We start from the raw sequence: 24,149 nt of genomic DNA, 5'->3' as shown, positions 1-24,149 counted from the left end.
ATTCTACGGTGACAAAAATGGGAGTTTACATCTTTACTCCAGAAGATTTGCTCCGCTATGGTAACATAACCAATGAACAGCTTGAGACTATTAAAAATGCCCTTCTCAGAAAAAGCGACATTTTAGTTGTAGGAGCAAGCAGAGCAGGTAAAACAAAGCTGATTGAGGCTATGGTTCATTTAATTCCCGATGAGTGGAAAATAGCAGTTGTAACGGCTTATAATGAGTTCAAACCCTTCAAAGAAAACATTGAGATTATAAACACTGAATTCGACAAAAAGAGCGTTAGAACAAGAACGAAGGAAGTGATTGGGGAAATCAAAAAACTCAATCCCGATTACGTTGTTATAGACACTCTCCACACAATTAACGTGCCCCTGATTCTGGGAGAGCTTATAGATGACTATGCATTCATAATATCCTCTCTCATACTTTCAAGGGACGTAGTGAGTGAAGTTAAACACTGGCTTAAGATAGATGATGAGACTCTAAAAAGGTTTGAACTTGTAATTGAGCTCTACCGCGATATAAAAGAGGGAGCCAGAAAAGTTAATGCAATCTATAAAGTTGTTGAAGAAGGAAAAAAGATAAAGCTTGAAAAGATATGCTAAGCTTTCTTCTTCAGTTCTTCTATAACTTCTTTTAAGTTTTGGAGCATCTCCTCAATGTCTTCAAATGTCATGTATCCCATGTGGCCAATCCTAAATGTCTTTTCTTTAATTCCCTCACCGTAACCCTTTGCCAGTTCAAAGCCCCTTTCACGCATTGCATTGTAAACTTCCTCGCCCTTTATGCCCTCTGGCGTTAGGACAGCAGTTATTGTTGGGCTTTCATAACCGGGCTCTGCTAAGATCTCAAGACCTATCTCCCTAACCCCGTTCCTTATCATCTCCGCCCTCTTCTGATACATCTTGAGCCACTCTTCCTTGCCGCCCATCTTCTCTATGATTCTCAACACAACGTTGAGACCAAAGACCTGAGGCATCGGTGGGGTTGAAGGCGTCCCCTGCTTCTTGTAGTTGAACTTCTTATAGAGAGGCAGATCAAAGTACCAGCCCCTCTCCGGCATCTTTTCGGCGATTTCAAAGACCCTCTGGCTAATGGCAGCGATTGCCAGACCAGGTGGAACACCAAAAGCTTTCTGTGAACTTCCAAAAATTATGTCGATTCCCCATTTGTCAAATTTTATGTCAGCCCCTCCCATTGCACTAACCGCATCCACAAAGAGAAGCTTGTCATGTTCGTTTACAACTTTGGCTAACTCTGGAAGGGGATTGAGAACGCCTGTTGAAGTTTCATTATATGTTATAGTTACTGCATGAACATCAGGGTTTTTTCTTAATGCATCATCGAGATCCTCTGGCTTCACAGCCTTTCCGGGTTCGTACTCAAGCGTTACGGCTTTTCTCCCATTCGACTCAACAACTTCCTTAAAGCGCTTTCCAAATGCACCAATTATGGTAACCAAAACTTTTCCTCCCCTTGGAACTGTGTTCCTAACAGCTGCTTCCATAAACCCAGTTCCAGAACTCGGGAAGAGAATTATCTCTCCGTTTTCAGCTTCTAAGAATTTTTTAAGCCTTTCAAGGGTGTCCATGTGGATTACCTTGTATTCCTTTGCTCTGTGGCTGAACATCTGAACTTTCATTATCTCAAGAACCTCGGGGAAACATGCAACTGGACCAGCTGTGAAGAGCTTGTATCTCGGCTTAACGATCTCATAAACTTCCTTGTAAGCATCTTCAAACTGCATCTGCATAAACACCACCTCACTCAATAGTGCGGAAAGATTGTATAAAAAGGTATTCTTAGATGTGTTTATACCTTCATCATCACGCAAAGAGATAAGTTTTAATATTCCCATTGCACATCCATTCTGAGTGCCATGAAAAAGCAGGGTCTTGGAATAGCACTTCTCATTGCATCGGCTTTTACCGGAACTCTGGCTTTTAGATTAGCCGTCCCTGCCGTTGCATTCTATACCAGGGATATTCTTAAAGCCTCAATGGTGAACATCTCTGTAATTTCAGCTTCTTTTATTTTAGCCCGATCCCTCTCTGCGCTTTTTAGCGGTTTACTCTTAGAGAAAAGGAAAGGCTTAGTCTATCTTGGTGCCCTTGCAATGACTGGCAATGCCCTAGCTGTCAATCTGTATCCATTCACCTCTTCATGGATCCATGTTGTTGGAATCAAGCTCATGAACGGCTTTCTGAACGGTATTGCGTGGCCGATTGCCCAGTTTGTTATTGCTGTTTCATCTCCCAAAGAGATCAGAAGCAGGGTCACAGCTTTGTACTTTATCTTCGGAAACTTCGCCGGGCTTTTGGGCAACTACACTTACGCTCTAACTCAAGAGTTCGGACTAAAAGGACAGATGTACCTTGCATCTCTTTTCTTTTTCCTGACGGCTCTCTGTATGTTGCTTTCATACTGGCTTCTCTACGAAAAGATAGTCCCCAAAAGAGAAAAAGACACAAAAGAAGGCGAAGCTCCAGTTGATGCAAAGAAAATTTTAATCCTATCTGCTTTGATTTCATTCCTCGCAGCGTTCACCTCTGGTGAGATAACCTATGTCTATGTTGCCGAAACGCTAAATTTGGATAGAGGAACTGCAACAACGCTAATTGGACTCATAGGTTTCATAGCGACACTTTTGGCATACATTCCTTCAAAGTTCGCTGATTTGGGCAATGAGAGAAAAGTCCTTATAACTGTATCAATTCTGGCTGGAGTGTCACCAATTTTAGCAGCGATCAAAAATCCGATTACTGTATTCCTCGGTATTTTAATGGCAATATTTGCCGCTCAAACCTTCAGACCAATCTCAAGAAGTTTATTAGCGTCAGCAAAGAGAGCCTCAGCTACTATTGGAGGGATAAACGCTGTTAGGAATATATCCACAACTGCTGGGCAGTTGGTCTTTGGACTTGCCTATTCCTTAGGTGAAGTTGCAATATTAGGGATTGTTTTAAAAGCTGCACTGCTGATATTTGCTCCGGTGTCACTTCTGCTGTTCGGGATTGCCGTGATGCTAAATGGCAAGAGGTAGCATGTTTCGATTGCAAAAAATTTATATAGATTGAGCAGCCTGAAAACTCTGCACTCCAAAACTTTTATAAGCTGAGTAGATTTCCTAAGTTTAGGTTACGCTCATTATGGAGGTGAGTTGAATGGCTTTGAGACCAGCCAAGATTGACAGATACGTTGACAAACCGGCTTACACAAGGAGAGAGTACATAAGAGGTGCCCCCGGTCCAAAGATCACAATCTTTGACATGGGAAATCCTGCTGGAGATTTTGAGTTCGAGGTTAGTTTGCACACAGCTGAGCCTGTCCAGATAAGACAGAACGCCCTTGAAGCAGTGAGAATTCAGGTGAACAGATACCTCCAGAAAAATGTCGGTAGGAGCAACTACCACTTCAAGATCAGGGTTTATCCGTTCCAAGTCCTCAGAGAAAACCCAATGGCTACCGGAAGAAAGGCAGACCGTTATGGAAACGGTATGAGGAGACCATTTGGAAAGCCAATTGGACTTGCCGCCAGGCTTAAGAGAGACCAGAAGATAGTTACAGTTAGGGTTAACAGGCAGCACCTCAAGTTTGCCCTTGAGGCAATGAGGAGAGCAGCAATGAAGTTCCCGTGCAAGTGCTACTACAGAATTTACGATAAGCAGGGTAACGATATCACGACAAAGATACTCTCAACCATGTGACCCCTTTTCTTTTCTCCCTTATGTTAGTTCTTAGAGCAAGCTACCTTTCCAAATATTATGTCCACTTTATAACAGAACTCTGAAGAGGATCGAAAAGCTCAAGTGAGATTAAAATATAAGGGAAGCAAAGAAATCGAATCAAGCTCCAAACTTCTCTGTTCTTCCCATCAGATCCATCATCATTGGGACTATGTCATGTCCTTTGACCCTTCCAATGCCGCCGCGCATGCACTCCCTTTCTCCAAAGCTCTCTGCATAGTCAGTTCTAACTCCTCCCCCGGCTATTAAGAGAGGTACCGGATCACCGCTGTGGTTCATGACCTCACATGGAGTTGAGTGGTCACCGGTCACAGCTATAACCGTCTTTTCCAGGTCAATGTTCTCGATGATGTAGCCGATCATTCTGTCGGCTTTCTCAACCATCTCTGCCTTGAGCTTTGGCTTGTTGTCGTGCCCTGCAGCATCTGTGGGTTTGAAATGAACAAATACAAAATCATAATCCTTCAACAGTTCAACAGCCGCTTTAGCCTTTGCCATTTCGTCAGTGTTATACTCACCAGTAGCTCCTTCCGGTGTGAACACGTCAAAGCCAATAGCCCTTGCAACACCTTTAACCAGAGCAGTGGCAAGGACAGCAGCAGCTTTCACCCCCCATTGTTCAGTGAACTTCATGGGAATATCTGGATAGGTTCCAGCCCCTCTAATGAGAAGATAGTTGGCAACGGGCTTGCCTTCTTTTCTTCTCTTCTCGTTGACTGGATGGTTTTCAAGAACCTCATGAGCTTTTTGAACAAACTCCTCAAGAATCTCAGCAACTTTCCTGCTCTCTTCATCCCCATATGTGAATTTGTGCGGTGGTTTACCTGCCTCATGTGGATCATTCTCACCGACTTTGTAACCCTTAGCCATCCCCTTAAGCACCAAGACTGCCCTGTGCCCAGTTGCACCCTTGAATATGAACTCAACTGGAAGCTTAACGTTTTCTTGAATCGCTTTTGCCAGCTCGTGAGCTTCCTCAGTTGAAATCCTCCCCGCTCTTCTGTCAACAATTATTCCGTTTTTAATGGTTGCAAAGTTCACCCTGAAAGCTAAATCATCTTTATCCAAGTCCAAACCAACGCCTAATGCCTCAAAAAACCCTCTTCCCCTGTAGGTTTTATAGGGATTGTATCCAAAGATTGAGAGATGAGCTGTGTCGCTTCCTGCCGGCTGTCCGGGTTTTATCGGATCCTGCAGTCCAAGGATCCCTATTTTAGCAAGCTTATCAAGGTTTGGTGTGTTTGCATATTCCAATGGCGTTTTTCCGCCAAATTCCTTTATGGGTCTGTCTCCAAGACCATCTATGATAATCAAGATTCCCTTTCTCTTCATTCCAACCACCTCACTTTGCTCCAAGTTTAGAATGAGATTTCTTAAAGATTTCTGGGAAAAGCTTTTTAATTTATCAGCGTTGCCTCTCATGGAGGTGAGAGGTTGAAAATCATATGGGCACCATGGAGAATTAGATACATAAGGTCTCCAAAACACAATGGATGTATTTTCTGTGACTTTCCAAAGGAGAACAGGGATGAGGAAAGATTAATTCTGTACAGAGGAAAATATGCATTTATAATCATGAACAATTATCCGTACAATCCGGGTCATGTCATGATTGCCCCCTATAGACATGTTGGAAAGTGGGAGGATTTAACCGATGATGAGCTTTTGGAGATAATGAAGCTTTCTCAACTGATGATAAAAGCCCTAAAGAGGGCGATGAATCCCGATGGGTTTAACATGGGTGTTAACTTAGGCAGAGTTGCTGGAGCTGGTATAGATGACCATGTTCATCTTCACATCGTTCCAAGATGGAATGGGGATACGAACTTCATGCCGGTTTTAGCCGATGTAAAAGTGATTCCACAGGCAATGGAAGAGAGCTACAAAGAGCTGAAGAGGGCTCTTGAAGAAGTTTTAAGTGAGGAGCATCATTCTACAACATCAAGATCATAGCTGTAGGTCTTCCCGTCCAACTCGGGGTTTATTGACTTCAAGACCTCAAAAGTGTATACCCTTCCTCTCTTTTCCACATTAACGACTGTTGTTGAAAGGAATTCCATAATCGGGAGTGGGTTGAACTCTCCGGTTTTCAAAACAGATTTGTCAACGAAATACACGGCGATTCTCCTTTTGTCTCCAAGCCTGGAGGAAATCTCTGCCAAAGTTTCTAAGACCTCAAGTCTTGAGGATCCCAAGATGAGGAGCTTTTCTATTCCTAAAACTGGATTTATGACCAGAGAGCCATCATCAATGGCATTCTCGTAGATCATTTGGTATTCTCTCCTCAGTATAACACCTCCGCGGGAGCTAATTTTTCCCACGATCTTTCCAACACTTTTCACTCCCCCAATTTTAATAACCTGCAGATCCTCAAATTTCGAGGTATCAGTTCCAGAAAGCTCAAGATGCACCTTATAGATATACAGCGTGTCCAAGAAGTCGTCAACAAGAACCCTCATGTTCCCCGCGCATTTGGTCAGTGAGTAAAATGAATGAACTGGAACAGATTTGGAATCATGCTCAATAAGAACGGTCTCGCCAGCTTTGAGGCTCTCAAAAAATTTTTCTAATTTCAATTTATGTTCACCATACTGCACTCAGTATTGACGTTTATATAATTTTCCCAAGAATTTTTCTAAAAAAGACAAAAAATCAAAATTAATATGAAAATCCTGCCAATCAGAGGAGGATTTTTACTTTACCGTCCCTTGCTCTATAATGATCTCACCCTCATGAACTCAAAACTCCCATCAGCCCTCCGCTATTTCCATCCACTTCTCTCTTGTTCTCTTAAGACAGCCTTCCGGCATCAGCTCCCGCTCTGGACAGTATCCAAGCTGAATGCACCTCGGACCTAACTTTGCCCATTTGATTATCGGATTTAGCTCTTCAACTTTTGAAATCTCCTCCAGCATTTTCCACGCAACATAATTTATCTCCCACTGAGCCCTTTCACATGTTCTGAGACCAAAGAAGTGCTTAAGTTCCCTAAGATTCATGGTTACAACAATCTTGGTTCTAACAGCTTGAGGAAGGATATAGCGGGCATCTTCTTGGTGAACACCATTTTCATAAGCCTCTTTGTATAGCCTTATTGCTCCTTCCATGAGTTGCTTCCACTTCTCATAAAGTTCAGGCTTCTCTTTAATGCTCTCTGGAATTAAAAATGTCTCCTCGACATCTTGTGGATTTAGCTTTATATACCTATGAGATTGCTGTGTATAACTTGCTATTCTGTGTCGAATTAGTTGATGAGTACATACACGGGAACATCCCTCAATCGCAAATGTGAAAACTGCATGCTCCAAGATGCTCTCATGCCCATATGAGAGGACCTTTGGTAAGTGTCTCCTTACATCAGCCATTGTTGTCCTTTCGAATGCTTCACTTTCCCATTCCTCCCAGTAAGAAATCAGTGCAGCCCATGTTACGGTTTCCAAAGGTTTTGGGGTATAGTTAATGAGCCTAACCTTTATCCTATCCACGGGAGAACCCTCCGAACTATAGATACACTGCGCCCTTATTAGTCTTGCCAGAACACTTCTGAAAAAGAGACGAGAATTTCTGTTTATGTTTGTCAATAATACCGTCAATATGTCCCCAAAACTTTCGTTAAATAGCACTTTTTAGCGACGAAATAGTTATTAAAACAAAAGAATCAGCTTTATATGGTGATGCCGATGGTAGTTAGCTTGGCTGGAAGAGATATTCTCTGCTTACAGGATTTTACCAGAGAAGAAATTGAAACAATTCTTGAAACAGCAAAGATGATGAAGATATGGAACAAGATAGGAAAACCACATCGCGTTTTGGAAGGCAAAACTTTGGCAATGATTTTCCAGAAGCCCTCAACAAGAACAAGAATAAGCTTTGAAGTTGGAATGTACCAGCTTGGAGGATACGCCCTCTACCTGAATGCCCAGGATCTTCAGCTGAGGAGGGGAGAAACAATAGCAGACACTGCCCGTGTACTGAGCAGGTATGTTGATGGAATTATGGCAAGAGTCTACGCCCACAAGGACGTTGAGGATCTGGCAAAGTACGCAAGTGTTCCTGTAATCAACGGTTTGAGCGATTTCTCACATCCATGTCAGGCTCTGGCAGACTACATGACAATTTGGGAAAAGAAAGGAAGAATACAAGGGATTAAGGTTGTTTATGTAGGAGATGGAAACAACGTTGCCCACTCCCTCATGATTGCCGGAACGAAGCTTGGTGCAGATGTTGTGGTTGCCACACCAGAAGGATACGAACCAAATGAGAAGGTTATCAAGTGGGCTGAAAAGAATGCAGCCGAGAGCGGCGGGAGCTTTGAGCTCCTGCATGACCCAGTTAACGCTGTGAAAGATGCGGATGTAATTTACACCGACGTTTGGGCTTCAATGGGACAGGAAGCTGAGGCTGAGATGAGAAGGAAGATATTCAAGCCGTTCCAAGTCAACAAGGAGCTTGTCAAGCACGCAAAGCCAGATTATATCTTCATGCACTGCCTTCCGGCACACAGGGGCGAGGAAGTTACAGACGATGTAATCGACTCACCAAACAGCGTTGTCTGGGATCAGGCTGAAAACAGGCTGCACGCTCAAAAAGCAGCCTTGGCATTGGTTATGGGCGGCATTAAGATTTGATTTATCTCCTTTCTTTTTCCAAAACTTCTATAAATAGCGACTGAGGTTACCTAATCATGCTCGAAAGACTATTCAGCCTTGGATATTCAAAGACCTTTGCTGAACGATATTACCAGCTGTGGGGAGAAAGAGCAATAAGAATAGCCGAAGCCATGGAGAAACCCCTGCCAAGATGCTTTAGGGTGAACACTCTCAGGACTGAAATTCCAAAGCTTACCAAATTGCTGAACAAAAAAGGCTTTCAATTTAAAAGAGTTCCCTGGGCAAAAGAGGGGTTCTGCCTTACAAGGGAGCCCTTTTCAATAACCTCAACACCTGAATACTTAAGCGGTCTTCTTTACATTCAAGAGGCATCTTCCATGTATCCACCCATTGCTCTTGAGCCAAAGCCCGGCGAAGTAGTTGCGGATATGGCAGCAGCTCCGGGTGGAAAAACCTCTTATATGGCACAGCTTATGAAAAACGGGGGAATAATTTATGCCTTTGATGTTGGAGAAGAAAGGCTGAAGGAGATGCGCCTCAACTTGTCTCGTCTGGGAGTCACCAACGTAGTGGTGTTTCACAAATCTTCCCTATACATGGGCGAACTTGGAATTGAATTTGACAAAATTCTTCTTGATGCTCCATGCACTGGAAGCGGAACAATTCACAAAAATCCTGAGCGTAAATCAAACAGAACGCTGGACGATATCAAGTTTTGCCAGAATCTGCAGATGAAGATGATTAAGGTTGCACTGGAGAATCTGAAAAAAGGGGGAGTTCTGGTTTATTCCACATGCTCCCTTGAGCCAGAAGAAAACGAATTTGTAGTTCAGTGGGTGTTGGATAACTTTGAAGTTGAACTGCTGCCCCTTCGCTATGGTGAGCCAGCTTTAGTTAAACCCTTTGGAATTGAACTAAGCGAAGAACTTAAAAAAGCAAGACGATTTTATCCAGATAAGCACGGTACAAGCGGATTTTTTGTTGCAAAGATTAGGAAGATTGAATAAGATAACATATTTATGTTTCCGTATAACATGATGCTACATAACATTACAAATTAGACGCAAAAATGACTAATCTGATCCCCAGAGGTAAGTAGAAAACTATAAATATGACCGGTTATAGATCTGAAATATTCCCGTTATCTACATAAATTTACAAAAAGTAAACATCAGTACGGAGGGGAAGTATATGCAAAAGAGTATAAAGGAATTCTTAGAAAAAGTCCAACCAGGTGAAACAATACTAATTGAATATTCCTCGATTGATCATCCAGAAATTGTATTCTACTCAATCACCAAGTGGGCAGAGGAAAATGGTCTGCCAATTGTAATCCACGATGTTTTAGACACATTCCATATTTTTGTTGAGCACTTGAAACTGAATGGATACGATGTTGAATTTCTCAAAGATGTATATGTAATCAAATCAGGTGGGATGATTCAATTAGGGAAGATAATCAGAAAAGTGAAGCTGAGTGATGATATTGTGGTTTACACCAGAAATCTCCACGAGATCTTGAGAGAGCTGTTCACAAAAATTGAAAAAAGACCCATAATCATAATAGTATTAGGGGCGGGGAAGCACCTTAAGCGATATGAGCACCAGCCAAGAGTTCTTGAATATTTCTTCGAGGTTGTCACAAGGAAGTGCCTTGGGAACACAAACAGGATAACGTATCTGTTCGGGAACCCCCATCTTCTGCGTCATGATGTGAAGGTTGAACTTGAGGAAGCACCCACCAGAATCCTTGAGCTCAAAGAGTATGGGAGAAAAGTCGTGATAAAGAAGTCCCCATACCTGAGCGAATTAATGGAGGAGCTGGAGGTGATATCGTGACAGATGGAAGAGCACTCATTGAGTACCTCGGTTCGATAAAATTTGGGGAATCTGTGCTTGTGGAGTACTCCCCTGAAGCTCCAATCCCCATAATATTCAGAGAAACTATTGAATTTCTACTTAAAAAGTACAACGTTCTGATACTTGACATCTTTGATACACTTCACATGATTAAAGAACCACTGAAGATCATGGGGTGGGATGCAGAAAAACTGGACAAGATAGATGTTGTTAAAGCAGGAGGGATAATAAACACCGGGAATATTGTAAAGAGAATTGATATATCCAAAGATCCAGCAGTTTACACACTGGAATTCGCTGAGTTTATGAGGGAATACTACGCAACCCATAGACCAACTGTTCTCATAGCCCTTGGAATAGACAAGCTCATCAGGTTGTATACAAATGAAGTGACATCCTTTGAGATCCATATAGCAGGAGTTATGAAAAAGTTCTTGGGAGAGAGGTCAAGATTATCACTTTATTTTGCAAACATGGCACTTGTGCCTAAAGAGACCCTTTATGAATGGGAAGAGATTGTAACGAGAGTCTTTGAGATCACCCTTAAAGGAAAAATGAAATTTGTAATAAAGGTCAAAAAGTCCCCCAACATAGAAGATCACGAAAAGGAGTTCGTCATTTCTGCTGATGAGCTCCCTCTTGTAAAAGCTTAGCTTCAATTTTGTGCAACTTCTTTTTCACATCCTCACTCAGCAATCTCTCAAGCTCCTCCCTTGCCGCTTTAGCGAGTTCAAGCTTAGAGTCATGCCGCTTTGCTACATCAACCCAGTGAAGCTTTTTACCCTCAACGAAGACATCAATATCAGCAAGACGTTTATAGCCCCTATATTCAAGCCCCTTCAAAAGGAATTTAATTCTCAAAGGATCCTCCCATGTTATCAGCTTGATCTTATACACTCTTATACGCATGAACGGCCTTGGGTAGTCCCAGTCCCATCCTTCACTTACAGCATATCCCAAATCCAAGTCCTCAAGAACAAGGAGAAGCCTTTCAATGTTTTCCTCGTACCTCTTCATGTTGTCATAAAGGCGAATCGTTATTTCATTCCAGCCTTCCGGAAGAACCTTATGCATTATAATTGGAAGATCAATGCTGAGCATCTTATAGAACGCTACAAAGTCTTTCCTGAATAGCAAAGAAGCTTTAATGTCCTCAAGTCCTATAGAGGTGTTCAGCTTTTTCTCTGTAAGCACCAGCAGGGTGTCTCTTTCCTCGCCCTTCTCTATGCCCTCAATTAATGTTACAAGCTCCCCATTATAGCGGCTTGCGAGAAGAGTTTCGGCATTTTCGGCCCCTTTTGGCACTCTGAACAGAATTATATGCGGACCGAGATTTATCCTCTCCACAGGTGCCTTTGAGTTAAAAAGCTCTTTTAAAACGCTGTCACATCTCATTCTTACCAAGAATGCTTCTTGGTTTGGGTTCTCTATGTATGTCTTCCACTCCTCGCTCAGCGTTGGCACTATTATTGTTTCAAACTCCCAGCTTTCCTTAAGTGCCTCATTTACCGACATTCGCTCTGCATCAAAAAAGTTCTCAATAAAAAGCTCCAGCTCATCCAGTTTGGAGCTCCTTACAAACGCAAGGGACGGTCCAAATCTAAGCAACCTCATTACATTCCCCTCATTAACCTATATCCTCTCTCAAAATTTGTGCCATCTGGATATTTAACTCCTACTACCCTTTTGCTGGGTAGCAAGATGAAATTTATTCTGAGAACCCCATTTATACCTTTGGGGATCAGCCGAAAATTATGTCCATAGAGCTTAAAATCCACGTTGTTAATTTCAGCAACATCACCGTACCTGTGGCCAACTGCAAGCTTTACTCCCTCTATCTCAATAATGGTCCCCGGTGGAACTATTTTAGAGAGAGTAATATGTCTCCTTAGTATGGATACATCATCTTCGTTTCCAGGCACAATGTAAACCTCAGCTTTTGAATTTTCAAGTATGTGAAGGAGTTCAATTAGAGATTTCTCGTACCGCTCCCTGAGCTCTGGCCTTCTTTCAAGCTTTATGTTGTCAACTAAATCACCAGTATGTATTATGTAATCCGGCTTCGTCTTTTCAATAAGATTGAGAAGAAACACATAGATGTTGTCTGGAGTATCACTTATATGCATGATCTTCTTCTCATCCCTTCTAAGCAGGATATCTGGGATTTTTTGCCTTCTCAGAAAGTTGGGTAAATTGAGTCTCATCTCTTCAAACTTCAAGGGAGCATTATATATACCTATTGGCTCAAAAGTAAATGGGTGGGGAAAATGAAGGTTCTCGTGCTTGGGGCTGGGAATGTTGGAAGAGCAATAGCTTACGATTTGAGCAGGGACTTTGAAGTATGGGTTGGGGACAAAAATAAAGAGCATCTGGACAAGGTGAGAGATTTCGCGAACACGATTAAAATCGATGCGTCAGATTTCGACAGATTGGTGGATATCATGAAAAAGTTCGAGATTATCGTTGGAGCACTACCGGGAAAGCTTGGCTTTACCACATTAAAAGCTGCTATAAAGGCTCAAAGGGATTTAGTTGACATCTCGTTTATGCCGGAAGATCCCATGGAGCTTAGAGATGATGCTGAAAATGCTCAGATAACGGCGATAGTTGATGCAGGGTTTGCACCCGGACTAAGTAATATCCTGATGGGGAGAATTTATCAAGAGATTGATGAGTTAAAGGAGGGCATAATCCGGGTGGGAGGTTTACCAAAAAAAGCAAAGCCCCCTCTGTACTACAAGATCACCTGGTCTCCATATGACCTAATTGAAGAGTACACCCGAAAAGCCAGGATTATCAAAAACGGACAGATAGCTGAAGTTGACCCGCTTGAAAAAATTGAGAAAATCAAAATCAAAGGTTTTGAGTTTGAGGAGTTTGTTAGTGATGGTCTCAGAACTCTCTTAGAGAACATAAGGGCTGAGCACTTAGAGGAGAGGACACTCAGATGGCCCGGTCATCTGGAAAAGATTAAAGTGCTAAGAGAGCTCGGATTTTTTAAACCCGAAAACATAGAGTTTACGCTGAAAGTAATAGCTCCGCTAATGCAGTACGAAAGTGATGACTTTTCAATAATGGAGGTTTACGGCAGAGGCACATCCAACGGAAAAACTAAAGAAATTCATTACTTCCTCTATGATGAAGCCAAAGAGGGATTTACCTCAATGGCAAGGGTTACAGGATTTACTGCGGCTGTCATAACTCGGCTTTTGGCTGAAGGAAGCTGCGTATATGGTGTAATCCCACCAGAAATTCTTGGCATGAGAAGTGATATATTTACGCGAATAATCGATGAGCTGAAAGAGAGGGACATTATAATAGAGAGGTGGTGAAGATGTTGCATCTAATAATAGCAGATTCGGAGGTTGAGCCTGTGCCAAAGAACATATTGGAGCATCCAGCTGTTGTGAACTATGCCAAAAGACGAGGGAAAAAACCAGAGGAAGTGATTCTGGATTCAACATATCATCATGCAGCATTAAAAAAGCTTGAAGATGGAAATCGAAGGGGAAGACCAGACATAGTTCACTTCTGTTTGATAAATGCCCTGGAGAGCATACTCAATAAAGAGGGTATGCTGAGAGTTTATGTACATACGAGAAACGATAAAGTCATATACATAAAACCGGAAACGAGGATACCAAGAAACTATAATAGATTTGTTGGACTTATGGAGAGCCTCTTTAAAAATAAAGTTGTCCCCCCAGACCTTGAACTTCTGAAGCTTGAGGAAAAAACTCTGAACCAGCTTTTAGAAGAAATCAAACCAGATGCTGTTTTTATAATGCATGAGCAAGGGGAATTCATGAAACCAAAAGATTTCGGACAGCTTTTGAAACAGTTTAAAGAACCTGCGGTTATTGTAGGAGGATTCCCTCATGGAGACTTCAAGAGTAAAGTTGATGGAGTGAAAATAAGTCTTTACAAAGAACCATTAATGGCATGGACTATAGTGAATGAAGTAATCGTAAACTACGAGAATGCAATTTTTTGAATAACATTTTAATATCCTGAGCCACAAAAGAAGTGTATAGAATGCCCATGGGGGGATGAAATTTGAGAAAGTTGACGATTTTAATAATCCTCCTAATAGTAGGATATATGGTGGGGATTTGGACATTTTTGCTGTTTCCTCAGATACTTATAGTCGGGGGGATGAAAGCTCTCATGTTGTACATAGCAATATCAGCAGTGCTCGCAGCTGTCCCATATTATAGTCTGGAAGCAACAAAAAGAAGCAGATACTTCTTTTTTGAATATCTAACTAAAGTTTCCAAGACACCCGGTATTGGAATAAGTCTTCTGATGTTCATTATCATTGGGGCATCCCTCATACTCTACTACTCCTCACTGGGTATAACATCAATTGTTGGAAAAGGTAATACACTTTATGTCGCACTTGCAGTTGTTCTTTCCCTGCTTCTATCGTCTTTGATCCTCTTCCGAGCAAAAGAGAAAAGCGTGGTTTTAATGGGATGGTTTGCAATTTTGTTCCTGATTTTTACATTAATTTCGTGGTACATAATCAGGAACTTTGCTCTATCAGTTGCAGAAAAAGCAGTTCCAGTTCAGTTTGCACTTGAAACATTAACAGGGAATATAAAGTCAACTCATCTCTCTATAACATTTCCTCTGGTGATAAAGATAATTTTACTGGCGTTTTTGGGCTTGGGTTTAGGCTTTGGGTTCTACATAGTCTTTGGGACATTTTTGCCAGAGGAAACGGACTCAAGAGCACTTATCGGCGCTGGCTACGTACTCCAACTTCTGATAGGGGTGCTGGCTACATACATAGTAGTGTATTCTCTTGCAGTTAGCTTTCCAGGGACAGCGATACTCTACGGTCATGCAACCATAAATAAAGCAACAGGATACATAGTAAAAATCGCAGCAGCGCTAACTGAGATCAAGTCCATGCAAGCAAAAACAGTTCTATATCTTTTGATGATATCAGTGTATTTAGCTGGGATGACGACATTTATACCTCTAATTGAAACTGCAGGGCACATAATAAGTGAGTCCATGCAGAGCTCAAGAAACAGGGCAATCTCTGTTGCATTGACTGGTGTTTTTGCAGTTTCACTTATATTAACATCTCGCTACTTAAGAACCCTGTTCTTAGCATTGTTTTTCTCTTTCCTGGGAATAATGGTGGCAGTTGAGACTCTGCCCTTAATACTGAGTGGAAATATACTTTCCAAACGAGCTAAACTCTACAGCAGTGTTGTAGGGATATGTGGACTTTTAGTGGGAATCAGCATAACGGTGAGAACACTATCATTGGGAGCATGGGAAAAACTGGGCATTGTAGCAGGGGTTGTACTGTTAGTGCCACTTCTCCTGAACAGTGTGCTACTCAAAACGAAGCCCTAATTTTCAAAAATTTTTTAAACAGCCAAATATAAATCCAGTTAGAACGCTTATTGGAGGTTTGAAAAATGGGAGACAAAACTAAAGTTCAGGTCAGCAAGCTCAAACCTGGGAGATATATAATAATTGACGGAGAACCATGCAGAATTGTGAACATCACAGTTTCCTCACCAGGAAAACACGGATCAGCGAAGGCAAGAATTGAGGCAGTTGGTGTATTCGATGGGAAAGTTAGGAGCATAGTCAAGCCGACAAGCGCTGAGGTTGATGTCCCAATAATCGACAAAAGAACCGGACAGATAATTGCAATAACTCCAGATACAGTTCAGCTCATGGACATGGAGACTTATGAACTGTTTGATGTTCCCATAGAGACAGGAGTTAACGATGAGATCAAAGACCAGCTTAAAGAGGGCATCAATGTTGAGTATTGGGAAACCCTTGGAAGGGTCAAGATTATGAAAATCAAGGGAGAGTGACTTAATCTCTTTCCTTTCTGAATTTTTGCAAACCCTAAATCTTATAATTAAAATTCTCGACTTCTTCTTTGGTGATAAGAATGGAATTCTTTTACACTTATGAAACCATAAAAACCGCTTTACCGTTAGTTGATACTGAAAAGGCTGATTTTGTAATATTTGGCGTGCCTTTTGATTCAACTACCTCATATAAGCCCGGAGCAAGATTTGGGCCAACGTTAATAAGACAGGCTACGATAAATCTTGAGAGCTACATTCTGGATTATGATGTTGATCTATCAGAGCTCAGAATTGCAGATATCGGAGATATAGAAATTGTGGCTGGAAATCCCCTTGGGACAATAAAAAGAATAATAGAAACAGTAAGGGAGCTCAAAGAATCAAATCCGAAAGCCATGCCCATAATGCTGGGCGGGGAGCATTCAATGACGTATGCTCTGGTAAGAGCTCTAAGACCAAAAAGCTACATTGTTTTCGATGCTCATTTAGATCTGAGGGATGAATATGAGGGCAACCCTTGGAACCATGCATGTGTAGCGAGAAGGATTTCAGAGCTTGGAATAAGCATGGCTGAATTTGGAATAAGGAGCGGCATAAGAGAAGAGGTCGAATATGCCAAAGAGAGAAATATAAAATGGATACACGCAAGACAGTACAGCGTTGAGGAGTTTAAAGGGATTGTAAAAAACCTGCCAGAACCAGTTTATGTATCGGTTGACATCGATGTGTTTGATCTGTCAATGGTTCCATCCACTGGAACTCCGGAAGCAGGGGGCTTAGAATTCTGGGAGGTTATAGAAGCACTGGAGTGGCTTACTGAAAAAAAGAAGATCGTGGGTTTTGACATAATGGAAGTTGCTGGAACCGAATTGGGAGATATAACAGCACTTACAGGGGCAAAGCTTATGTTCTATCTCATTGGAATGCTATCGAGATGATTTTGGTTTGTATCCGCTCCGTATCATCCTCTTTCTTATGCTCTCAACCTCAAGAAGCCTCTCTCTTAACAATGGAACCCAAAGTGTTTCCACTATTACAGAGACCAGAACCGTTATCACGGTTGCACCCAAGATTATTTCACCCCACTGAATCATCTGCTGATCATGGTATACCAAGCCAAGTGTCAAAGGAAGACTCGCCAATGCTGAAGGCACAACCCCTCTTGGACCTTCAAGGGCTATAAAAAGATATTCCTTGGGCTTCCACCAAGGTAGAATCGGCAACACTGCGATAGGTCTTGCTATCAGTATCACGACAAATGCCAGAATCATGCCGGGAAGAAGATTTGAGGTTATAACACTCATGTCAAGGCTGGCACCAAGCAATGCAAATATAAATATTGTAGCTAAAGTTGCCAGGCTTTCATTGAAGTGGACCTCCTTTTCTATAGCCCTCATGATCCTCTTTACAGTTCTCGGATTATCCCTGAAGAAAACCTTATGATTTCCAAGCACAATTCCCGTAACCGTAGCAACAAGATATCCAGAGGCTTTTACATATTCTCCCAGTAAAAAACCGCCAAAAGCAAGCATCAGAGCAAAGACTTCTATCTCTGGAAATCCCTTGATTCCGGTCTTCTTTATAAAATAGTAGCCAAAAACTCCCAAAAGAACCCCTATTCCAATGGACATCCCGAGTTCATACAAGAAAAAGACAACTGCAGCGGGATAGATAGAGATGTATCTTGCAATTGATTCAAGAACTGCAGCACTTGGAGCTTGGGGCAACAGCAGAGCAATTGCAACAGATGTTAAGACAATGCCAAGGGGATCATTGAAAATAGACTCAGTTACAATTACCGTTTCTATATCCTCTTTAACTTTATACTGCCTAAATAATGGAATTAAGGTTGCTGGATCAGTTGCTCCTATTATAGCACCAAATAGAAAGCCGACAATAAAGGGAGTATGGAACAGCACAGAAAATGCAATGCCAGCTATGACTGCAGTTATGAGAAGACCAACAGTATCAAGAACAGCGATAGTTCCCATGTTCCTTTTCAGCATTTTCCAGCTTAATGTGTGTCCCTCAGCAAAGAGTATCATGACAAGACCAAAGACCCTTACATAACTGAAAAGCTCATGTGCAAGGCTTCTATTTATTAAACCGAGGACTGGACCAGCCAAAATCCCAAAAAACACGAACAATGGGACATAAGAGACGTTGAACCTTCTGCTTATCAAAAGCGATATCATTCCAACTGCAAGCACCATAAAGAGTATGTACGCAATGGTATCAACATCCGGGACCAAGACATTTGACGTCATTTAAACCACCAAATTTGTCATTCAATGTACATTTTCTCTAAACCTTTATAGTATGCCCTATATATGTCTCTTTTGGTTACGACCCCTATAAGCTTATTTCTCTTTGGGCTCTCAACAACAGGGAGGAGGTTCTGATTAAAAGTTATAAGCTTCTCAAGTGCCTGTTGAGCAGTTTCTGTTGGGTATGCAACAGCATAGGGTCTTTGTAAAAGTTTCTCAACACTCATGCTCTTATCGGGACAGCTTATTAGATCCCTCACTCCCACTATCCCAACAACCCCCATTTTTTCATCAACTACCGGAAAACAGTCATGTCCCGTTTCTGAAATCAATTTTTCAACTCGAAACAGGGGATCTGATGAGTACACAAAAACCGGTTCCCTTGTCATTATATCCCCAACGGAGATGGTTTCAAGGATAAGGGGTTTTCCTGTTTTAATTTTAATTCCCCTGCGTTCAAGCTTCAATGTGTAAACTGAGGATCCTTTTAAAAGAACTCTTGCACTCAAAAAACCGGCAACAGAGGAGAGCATAGCTGGGGGAAGCATTGTGTAATCTTTGGTCAGTTCAGCCACCATAAGAATCTGGTTTATGGGAGCCTGGGCAACTCCGCTGAAGAATGCTGCCATTCCAGCCAGAGCATAGGAAGAGGGATTCACCCATGGCAGGAAAAAGCGCAGGACCATACCAAAAACAGCACCGAATGCTGTTCCAATGTACAAGCTTGGAGCAAAGATTCCCCCACTGTACCCTGAAGCTATAGAAAAAATTGTTGCAGTAGCTTTCAAGAATATTAAAAGTACAAGGAGGTAGATAGGCAAAATCCCAAACATAGCCAGCCTCATGCCCTCGTAACCAATGCCAAGGACACCGTATTCAGGAAACAGCATCCCCAAGATTCCAACAGCAGCTCCGCCTATAAGAAGCCTCAATTTAGGCGAAAAACCAGAGCTTTCAAATCTATCTCCTACAAAATACAAGAGTTTTACAAAAAACGCTGCCAGCACGCCGGAAAACACCCCCATTAAGAAGAAGAAAGGCAACTCTGTGACAGTATAACTCAGGGGCGAAGGTATCTTAATGCCCGAGGCGGACCCCAGAACTGCAAGAGTTACAGCATTTCCAGTGATGGATGCTATGAAAATCGGCACCAAATTGATGGAGAAAGCCCCCATATATAAAACCTCAAGGGCAAAGAGTGCCCCAGCAAATGGTGCATTAAATGTCCCAGCAATTCCAGCAGCCAACCCACAAGCTGTCAAAAGCCTCTTCATATCCCTATGAAGACCAAAAATCTGGCTGATTATGGACGAAAGGGATGCCCCTATAAACCCTATAGGACCTTCTCTCCCAAGACTTGCACCTGATCCAATAGCTACCGAGGTAGCCAATGTTTTCATGACTGCAAACTTCCATGCTATTGTACCCTCTTTAAATATGAACGCCTCAATAACTTCAGGCACACCATTTCCTCGGATGTTCGGAGCACGAGAAATTAGCGGAGCAATCAAAATACCACCAAGTACGGGGAGAAGGATATACCCAAGATTAAACCTTCCAATATAAATGCTGAAGTATGGCAGAAGAAAAGAGAAAAAAATCCAGTGGAACACTTTAATGAGAATTCTAAATACTACAGCCCCAAATCCCCCAACTAACCCCGCCACAAATGAAAAGATCAGAATAACTGCCCATCTTTTTGCATATCTTCTCGTCCGCCATTCCATCAGGGATATTATTGCATCCATACTTAATTAAGATTTGGGAGTTCAAATGGATATCTTCTTGTTTTAACAAGATACAGCCCACTTAAAGCACCCAGTGTGTTCATGAGTATATCTCTAAACTTATTTGAAAGTGTCTCATGGATAAAGGAAATCTCACTTTCGCTGAGCTTTTCAGCTATTTCCCACCCTATACTTATCCCAAGCAGGATCAAAAAGGAGTAAATAACGAGCTTTTTTTGATCTATTGAGTTTTTTCTTGAAAGCTCATTTAAAATACCGGCAACAATAATCCAAACAGTCAACCCACCCAAAAAGTGGCTTATCATATCAGCATCTCTCCACTCTTTGTGAAAGAGATCTATCGTGGTAAACGGAACATTTACAAGAGAGACATGAACAGCGATAAAAACCGCCAGAATGGCAATTATCCTATCATTATAAAGCGGGCTCAAAAAGGGCATTAATTTTTCTGGAGGATTCAGCTTTCTTTGAAAAACATCCGGAATGAAAAGTCCTATAAGTGCAACACCACTCCTATAAATGTGGTCAGTGCGCATATACATAAGACCGCTTAGGAGTCCCACAAAAACAACTAATCTGCATAGGTTTATTACAAACCTCTCCCTTGTAATTTTCAACCACCAAAAAGAAAGATTGTCTTGTATCTTTATTTAGTTTTTTCCAGCTGTGCCTGCTGGTATTTTTATATTGCTTGCCACAACATTAATCAAACCTTTGGTTGCTAAGAAGAAGTTCCAAAAAGATTTTTATAATGTGCTACGTCTTAGTTTTTGAATGACACAATTTGGCACGGAGGTGGGAATATTGCACATCCCAGATGGACTTTTGAGCATGCCAGTAATAGTTATCACTTATATCATAATGGTAGCAACAGTTGCATATTCAGCAAAAAAGCTTAAAGATTTCCCAGAGAACAAGATTCCCCTTCTCGGGCTTTTTGCTGCTGGAATCTTTGCGGCTCAAATGGTAAACTTCCCAATAATTGGGGGAGTCAGCGGTCACTTGCTGGGAGCAACCCTTGTGGCAATATTACTCGGCCCCTATGCTGCTGTGCTTGTGATGACGGCAGTTCTGATAATCCAAACATTACTCTTTGGAGATGGAGGCATCACAGCGCTTGGAGCTAACATACTTAACATGGGAATACTCGGCGCTTTTTTGGGGTATACAGTTTACACCAAGCTAAGGAACATAAATGAAATTGCAGCAATCGGAATAGCCTCGTGGCTTTCAGTGTTCCTTGCAGCAGTTCTGGCAGCAATCGAAATCGGGATAAGTAAAAGCTTACCCTTTGGAAAGGTTTTAACGCTCATGGCAGGCTATCATGCAGTAATTGGAATAGGCGAAGCTATATTAACCATAATAATCGTCCAAGCAGTTAGGGCCAAACTTCCAGAGATAGGGGGTGTTCCTGCATGAGAACAGTGATTAAGGGATTAATTATCATTATTATCCTGCTTGCAATAGCTTTGCCATTCGCTTCAAATAATCCAGATGGATTGGAGGCAACCATGGAAAAAGTTGGACTCGAGGAACATCCAGTTTATGAAGCACCGCTCGACTACGGAGAAACATGGGGACAAAGTATTGTCATGGGACTTATCGGAATAATTTTAGTGTTTGGAGTTAGCTATGGGCTTGCTAAATTGATAAAGGAGGCCTAAACTTGTATCTGCCTTTTCTTTTAATTTATGCTCTTGCAGTTGTTACAAGAAAAAGTTTGAGTGAGCTGGCATATTTTGGAATAATTCTTATTGGGTTGATTATCCTTTTAAGACCGAAAAAGAGCATTTTCAAACACTTGGGATTTTTACTTGGGTTTGAGGGCTTATTGTTCATTCTCGCACTTTTTAATCCCGGCGAACCTTTAGTAAGTACGCCAATTGGGGCCATAACAAAAGAGGGACTACATTCCTTCTTCTTGCTTTTAGGAAAGGCTTTCTTGTCTTCTTCAGCTGTCGTTGTGACGTCTAACTCCTTAGGTTTCTCAAGACTTTTGGCTGAAATGGAAGAGCTCAGATTTCCAAGGATACTAATTTTAACGCTCGCATTCACTTACCGCTACCTTGACCTGTTCAAAGAGGAAGCACTGAGAATGAAACGAGCCTTAGATTCAAGAGCTTTCGGAATAGGAAAAAAGGAATACTACAGAAAGCTGGGAATGCTCATAAGTGAGATCTTCGTGAGGGCTTACATCAGAAATGACAAGATTTACAAGGCAATGCTCTCAAGATGCTTTGGCGAATTTCCAAAATTCGAAAGAAATAAAAGCCTCGTGCCATTAATCCTCAGCGTAATTGCGCTGGCAGGTGTCTTGATATGATAGAAATAAAAAGCCTGCATTTTTCCTATGGTGAAAGGGAAATACTCAGAGACATAAATTTAGAAATCAAGAAGGGAGAAATCTTTGGATTATTAGGCCCCAATGGAGCCGGAAAATCGACCCTCATTCTGCATTTGAATGGCATATTAAAGCCCAAAAAGGGAGAAATTCTGGTTGATGGATTGAATCCAGTTGAAAATCCACGGGAAGTTAGGAAAAAAGTGGGAATAGTTTTTCAGGACCCAAATGACCAGCTTTTCTCGCCGACGGTTTTTGAAGACGTCGCCTTCGGACCATACAACCTGGGATTGAGAGGCAAGGAACTCGAAGAGAAAGTTTATGAAGCGTTGAAAGTTGTTGGGATGGAAAGCTACGCTGATAGAGAGATAAAGCATTTGAGCTTTGGGGAGAAGAAGAGAATTGCAATAGCCACTGTTTTGGCAATGGATCCAGAAATTCTGGTCTTTGATGAACCTTTTGCAAACCTTGATTTTAGAGGAAAAGAACAAGTTAGAACACTGATCGAGCAGTTTAGAGGGGAAAAGACAATAATCTTGGCTTCCCATGAAGCCGAGTATTTAACACTCTGCGATAGAATCGCATTGATTGATAAGGGACAGATAATCAAGGTTGGCACTCCGGAGGACATTTTGGGAGATGTTGAACTCTTGAAAGCTCACAACTTAGAGGTTCCGCCTCTCATTGAGCTGTTTCTCAGCTTAGGCTTAGGGATGCCAAAAAACCTCGAAGATGCTATAGAGATGCTCAGGCTTAGAAATAAGGGTTAAATACCACAGCCATAAAATAAAAACTTGGGGGTTGTCATGATTCTGATACCAAAAGATAAGCATGTGTACTCTTTTGGTCCAAGTATGAAGCCAGCAGCTAAAGCAAAGCCCGGCGATATTGTTGTCTTTGAAACGATAGACGCTTTGGGAGGTCAGATACAGTCTGAAAAAGATACGATAGCTCAGATTGACTTCTCCCGCGTAAATCCCGCTACAGGGCCTCTCTATGTTGAGGGTGCCGAACGGAACAAAGTTCTGGCAGTTAAGATTCTTGATATCAAAGTGGAGGAGAAAGGTGTAATAGTCACCGCCCCAAATGCAGGGGTGCTTGGAAATATCGTTAAAGCACCAAAAACAAGGATATGCAGAATAAAGCATGGCATCGTTCACTTTGGAAACATCAAGATACCGGCAAAGCCCATGATAGGGGTCATTGGCGTGGCATATGACGAAGAAGTCCCAACAGGAACACCTGGGAAACATGGAGGTAATATGGATACCAACCTGATAGCGAAAGGTACAACATTGTACCTGCCGATCTTCAGGAAGGGAGCTCTTTTGGCAATAGGCGACCTGCATGCTGTCATGGCGGATGGTGAAGTATGTGTCTCTGCCTGTGAAGTCTCTGGAAGCGTGAAAGTTGAAGTTGATGTGCTGGACGGAAAGCTTGAATGGCCCCTCCTTGAAACAGCCGACGCTTATTACCTCCTTGTATCCAAAGAAGATATAAACGACGCTATTCAGGAAGGAGTTAAACTGGGAGTTGAAGCACTTGCCAAGGCCAACAAGCTTGAATGGGATGAGGCATATATGCTGGCAAGCCTCGTGATGGATGTCCAGATAAGCCAGATAGTTGACCCAGCAAAGACTATCAGGGTGAGAATCCCAAAGGAGTACGTGGGTCTTGAAGCATTTCTTAACACAGAAGGTTTTTAAGCTAAAGCTTGGAGTG

At 41.9% G+C, this 24,149-nt stretch carries 27 protein-coding genes; 18 read left to right on the top strand and 9 right to left on the bottom strand.

Features of this window, described 5'->3' with window-relative positions; all coding sequences use genetic code 11:
* Positions 1-17 precede the first annotated feature (17 nt).
* Complete coding sequence (locus TERMP_RS00275) at positions 18-611, top strand: P-loop NTPase family protein (protein ID WP_013466333.1); 594 nt, start codon at positions 18-20, stop codon at positions 609-611.
* Here the strand turns inward: TERMP_RS00275 and TERMP_RS00270 are convergent.
* Positions 608-1,753, bottom strand: coding sequence for a pyridoxal-phosphate-dependent aminotransferase family protein (locus tag TERMP_RS00270; protein ID WP_048159868.1), 1,146 nt, complete (start codon positions 1,751-1,753; stop codon positions 608-610). The genes TERMP_RS00275 and TERMP_RS00270 overlap by 4 nt on opposite strands.
* A gap of 132 nt (positions 1,754-1,885) precedes the next feature.
* Between TERMP_RS00270 and TERMP_RS00265 the strand changes: the two genes are divergently transcribed.
* Both TERMP_RS00265 and TERMP_RS00260 read left to right on the top strand, forming a co-directional pair.
* Positions 1,886-3,049, top strand: coding sequence for an MFS transporter (locus TERMP_RS00265; protein WP_013466331.1), 1,164 nt, complete (start codon positions 1,886-1,888; stop codon positions 3,047-3,049).
* 121 nt (positions 3,050-3,170) lie between these two features.
* Positions 3,171-3,713, top strand: a complete 543-nt coding sequence (locus tag TERMP_RS00260) for a 50S ribosomal protein L16 (protein ID WP_013466330.1) — start codon at positions 3,171-3,173, stop codon at positions 3,711-3,713.
* A gap of 138 nt (positions 3,714-3,851) precedes the next feature.
* Here the strand turns inward: TERMP_RS00260 and TERMP_RS00255 are convergent, their stop codons facing one another.
* Positions 3,852-5,084: a 2,3-bisphosphoglycerate-independent phosphoglycerate mutase gene (locus TERMP_RS00255; RefSeq protein ID WP_013466329.1), complete on the bottom strand. Its 1,233-nt coding sequence runs from the start codon at positions 5,082-5,084 to the stop codon at positions 3,852-3,854.
* Between the two features lie 102 nt (positions 5,085-5,186).
* On the opposite strand from TERMP_RS00255, the gene TERMP_RS00250 reads away from it, so the two are divergent.
* Positions 5,187-5,705, top strand: a complete 519-nt coding sequence (locus TERMP_RS00250) for an HIT family protein (protein ID WP_013466327.1) — start codon at positions 5,187-5,189, stop codon at positions 5,703-5,705.
* On the opposite strand, the gene TERMP_RS00245 is transcribed toward TERMP_RS00250, so the two are convergent.
* Together TERMP_RS00245 and thyX are read right to left on the bottom strand one after the other, a co-directional pair.
* Positions 5,681-6,349: a DUF257 family protein gene (locus TERMP_RS00245; RefSeq protein WP_237702835.1), complete on the bottom strand. Its 669-nt coding sequence runs from the start codon at positions 6,347-6,349 to the stop codon at positions 5,681-5,683. The two genes, TERMP_RS00250 and TERMP_RS00245, sit on opposite strands and share 25 nt — an antisense overlap.
* A gap of 153 nt (positions 6,350-6,502) precedes the next feature.
* Positions 6,503-7,237 (bottom strand): FAD-dependent thymidylate synthase, encoded by a 735-nt coding sequence (gene thyX, locus TERMP_RS00240; protein ID WP_013466325.1) that lies wholly within the window; start codon positions 7,235-7,237, stop codon positions 6,503-6,505.
* A 195-nt stretch (positions 7,238-7,432) separates the two neighbouring features.
* Between thyX and argF the strand changes: the two genes are divergently transcribed.
* The 4 genes from argF to TERMP_RS11225 all read left to right on the top strand — a co-directional run bounded on the left by argF (position 7,433) and on the right by TERMP_RS11225 (position 10,875).
* Entirely contained in the window at positions 7,433-8,380 is a 948-nt protein-coding gene (gene argF, locus TERMP_RS00235; RefSeq protein WP_013466324.1) for an ornithine carbamoyltransferase, read from the top strand.
* A gap of 56 nt (positions 8,381-8,436) precedes the next feature.
* Positions 8,437-9,369 carry an NOL1/NOP2/sun family putative RNA methylase gene (locus tag TERMP_RS00230; RefSeq protein WP_013466323.1) on the top strand — a complete coding sequence of 311 codons (933 nt, stop codon included), beginning with the start codon at positions 8,437-8,439 and terminating at the stop codon, positions 9,367-9,369.
* Between the two features lie 184 nt (positions 9,370-9,553).
* Entirely contained in the window at positions 9,554-10,201 is a 648-nt protein-coding gene (locus tag TERMP_RS00225) for a DUF257 family protein (RefSeq protein WP_013466322.1), read from the top strand.
* Complete coding sequence (locus TERMP_RS11225; protein WP_013466321.1) at positions 10,198-10,875, top strand: DUF257 family protein; 678 nt, start codon at positions 10,198-10,200, stop codon at positions 10,873-10,875. Before TERMP_RS00225 ends, TERMP_RS11225 begins: the two co-directional genes overlap by 4 nt.
* Here the strand turns inward: TERMP_RS11225 and TERMP_RS00215 are convergent.
* On the bottom strand, positions 10,838-11,836 hold the full coding sequence (locus TERMP_RS00215; protein WP_013466320.1) for a hypothetical protein: 999 nt from the start codon (positions 11,834-11,836) through the stop codon (positions 10,838-10,840). The genes TERMP_RS11225 and TERMP_RS00215 overlap by 38 nt on opposite strands.
* Positions 11,836-12,426 carry a metallophosphoesterase gene (locus tag TERMP_RS00210; protein ID WP_048159693.1) on the bottom strand — a complete coding sequence of 197 codons (591 nt, stop codon included), beginning with the start codon at positions 12,424-12,426 and terminating at the stop codon, positions 11,836-11,838. Before TERMP_RS00210 ends, TERMP_RS00215 begins: the two co-directional genes overlap by 1 nt.
* A 63-nt stretch (positions 12,427-12,489) precedes the next feature.
* On the opposite strand from TERMP_RS00210, the gene TERMP_RS00205 reads away from it, so the two are divergent.
* The 5 genes from TERMP_RS00205 to speB all read left to right on the top strand — a co-directional run bounded on the left by TERMP_RS00205 (position 12,490) and on the right by speB (position 17,009).
* Positions 12,490-13,554 carry a saccharopine dehydrogenase family protein gene (locus tag TERMP_RS00205; protein ID WP_013466318.1) on the top strand — a complete coding sequence of 355 codons (1,065 nt, stop codon included), beginning with the start codon at positions 12,490-12,492 and terminating at the stop codon, positions 13,552-13,554.
* 2 nt (positions 13,555-13,556) lie between these two features.
* Positions 13,557-14,216, top strand: a complete 660-nt coding sequence (locus tag TERMP_RS00200; RefSeq protein WP_013466317.1) for a 16S rRNA methyltransferase — start codon at positions 13,557-13,559, stop codon at positions 14,214-14,216.
* A gap of 62 nt (positions 14,217-14,278) precedes the next feature.
* Positions 14,279-15,595, top strand: a complete 1,317-nt coding sequence (locus TERMP_RS00195; protein ID WP_013466316.1) for a sodium-dependent transporter — start codon at positions 14,279-14,281, stop codon at positions 15,593-15,595.
* A gap of 65 nt (positions 15,596-15,660) precedes the next feature.
* Positions 15,661-16,071 (top strand): translation initiation factor IF-5A, encoded by a 411-nt coding sequence (locus TERMP_RS00190; RefSeq protein ID WP_013466315.1) that lies wholly within the window; start codon positions 15,661-15,663, stop codon positions 16,069-16,071.
* Positions 16,072-16,151: 80 nt separating this feature from the next.
* Positions 16,152-17,009 carry an agmatinase gene (gene speB / locus TERMP_RS00185; protein ID WP_013466314.1) on the top strand — a complete coding sequence of 286 codons (858 nt, stop codon included), beginning with the start codon at positions 16,152-16,154 and terminating at the stop codon, positions 17,007-17,009.
* On the opposite strand, the gene TERMP_RS00180 is transcribed toward speB, so the two are convergent.
* Genes TERMP_RS00180 through TERMP_RS00170 form a run of 3 tightly spaced genes read right to left on the bottom strand, consistent with a single transcriptional unit; the run spans position 16,998 to position 20,622 of the window.
* The gene (locus TERMP_RS00180; protein ID WP_013466313.1) at positions 16,998-18,338 is read right to left on the bottom strand and encodes a cation:proton antiporter; all 1,341 of its coding nucleotides are present in this window, start codon (positions 18,336-18,338) and stop codon (positions 16,998-17,000) included. The genes speB and TERMP_RS00180 overlap by 12 nt on opposite strands.
* Before the next feature lie 17 nt (positions 18,339-18,355).
* Positions 18,356-20,065: a chloride channel protein gene (locus TERMP_RS00175; protein ID WP_048159866.1), complete on the bottom strand. Its 1,710-nt coding sequence runs from the start codon at positions 20,063-20,065 to the stop codon at positions 18,356-18,358.
* A gap of 23 nt (positions 20,066-20,088) precedes the next feature.
* Positions 20,089-20,622 carry a hypothetical protein gene (locus tag TERMP_RS00170; RefSeq protein ID WP_013466311.1) on the bottom strand — a complete coding sequence of 178 codons (534 nt, stop codon included), beginning with the start codon at positions 20,620-20,622 and terminating at the stop codon, positions 20,089-20,091.
* A 268-nt stretch (positions 20,623-20,890) separates the two neighbouring features.
* Here TERMP_RS00170 and TERMP_RS00165 point away from each other — a divergent pair, with 268 nt between their 5' ends.
* The 5 genes from TERMP_RS00165 to TERMP_RS00145 are packed head-to-tail and all read left to right on the top strand — an operon-like array spanning position 20,891 to position 24,133.
* Entirely contained in the window at positions 20,891-21,505 is a 615-nt protein-coding gene (locus tag TERMP_RS00165; protein WP_013466310.1) for an energy-coupling factor ABC transporter permease, read from the top strand.
* Entirely contained in the window at positions 21,502-21,750 is a 249-nt protein-coding gene (locus TERMP_RS00160; RefSeq protein ID WP_013466309.1) for a PDGLE domain-containing protein, read from the top strand. The genes TERMP_RS00165 and TERMP_RS00160 overlap by 4 nt, the downstream gene beginning before the upstream one ends.
* 2 nt (positions 21,751-21,752) lie before the next feature.
* Positions 21,753-22,409 carry an energy-coupling factor transporter transmembrane component T family protein gene (locus tag TERMP_RS00155; protein WP_013466308.1) on the top strand — a complete coding sequence of 219 codons (657 nt, stop codon included), beginning with the start codon at positions 21,753-21,755 and terminating at the stop codon, positions 22,407-22,409.
* The gene (locus TERMP_RS00150; RefSeq protein ID WP_013466307.1) at positions 22,406-23,197 is read left to right on the top strand and encodes an energy-coupling factor ABC transporter ATP-binding protein; all 792 of its coding nucleotides are present in this window, start codon (positions 22,406-22,408) and stop codon (positions 23,195-23,197) included. Before TERMP_RS00155 ends, TERMP_RS00150 begins: the two co-directional genes overlap by 4 nt.
* Before the next feature lie 36 nt (positions 23,198-23,233).
* A complete protein-coding gene (locus TERMP_RS00145) occupies positions 23,234-24,133 on the top strand; it encodes an acetamidase/formamidase family protein (protein WP_013466306.1) in 900 nt (299 codons plus the stop codon).
* The last annotated feature ends 16 nt before the right edge of the window (positions 24,134-24,149 follow it).

The sequence above is a fragment of the Thermococcus barophilus MP genome (assembly GCF_000151105.2).
Taxonomy (GTDB): domain Archaea; phylum Methanobacteriota_B; class Thermococci; order Thermococcales; family Thermococcaceae; genus Thermococcus_B; species Thermococcus_B barophilus.
Note: the sequence above shows the minus strand (reverse complement) of the source record. Positions and strands in the feature narration are given on the sequence as shown.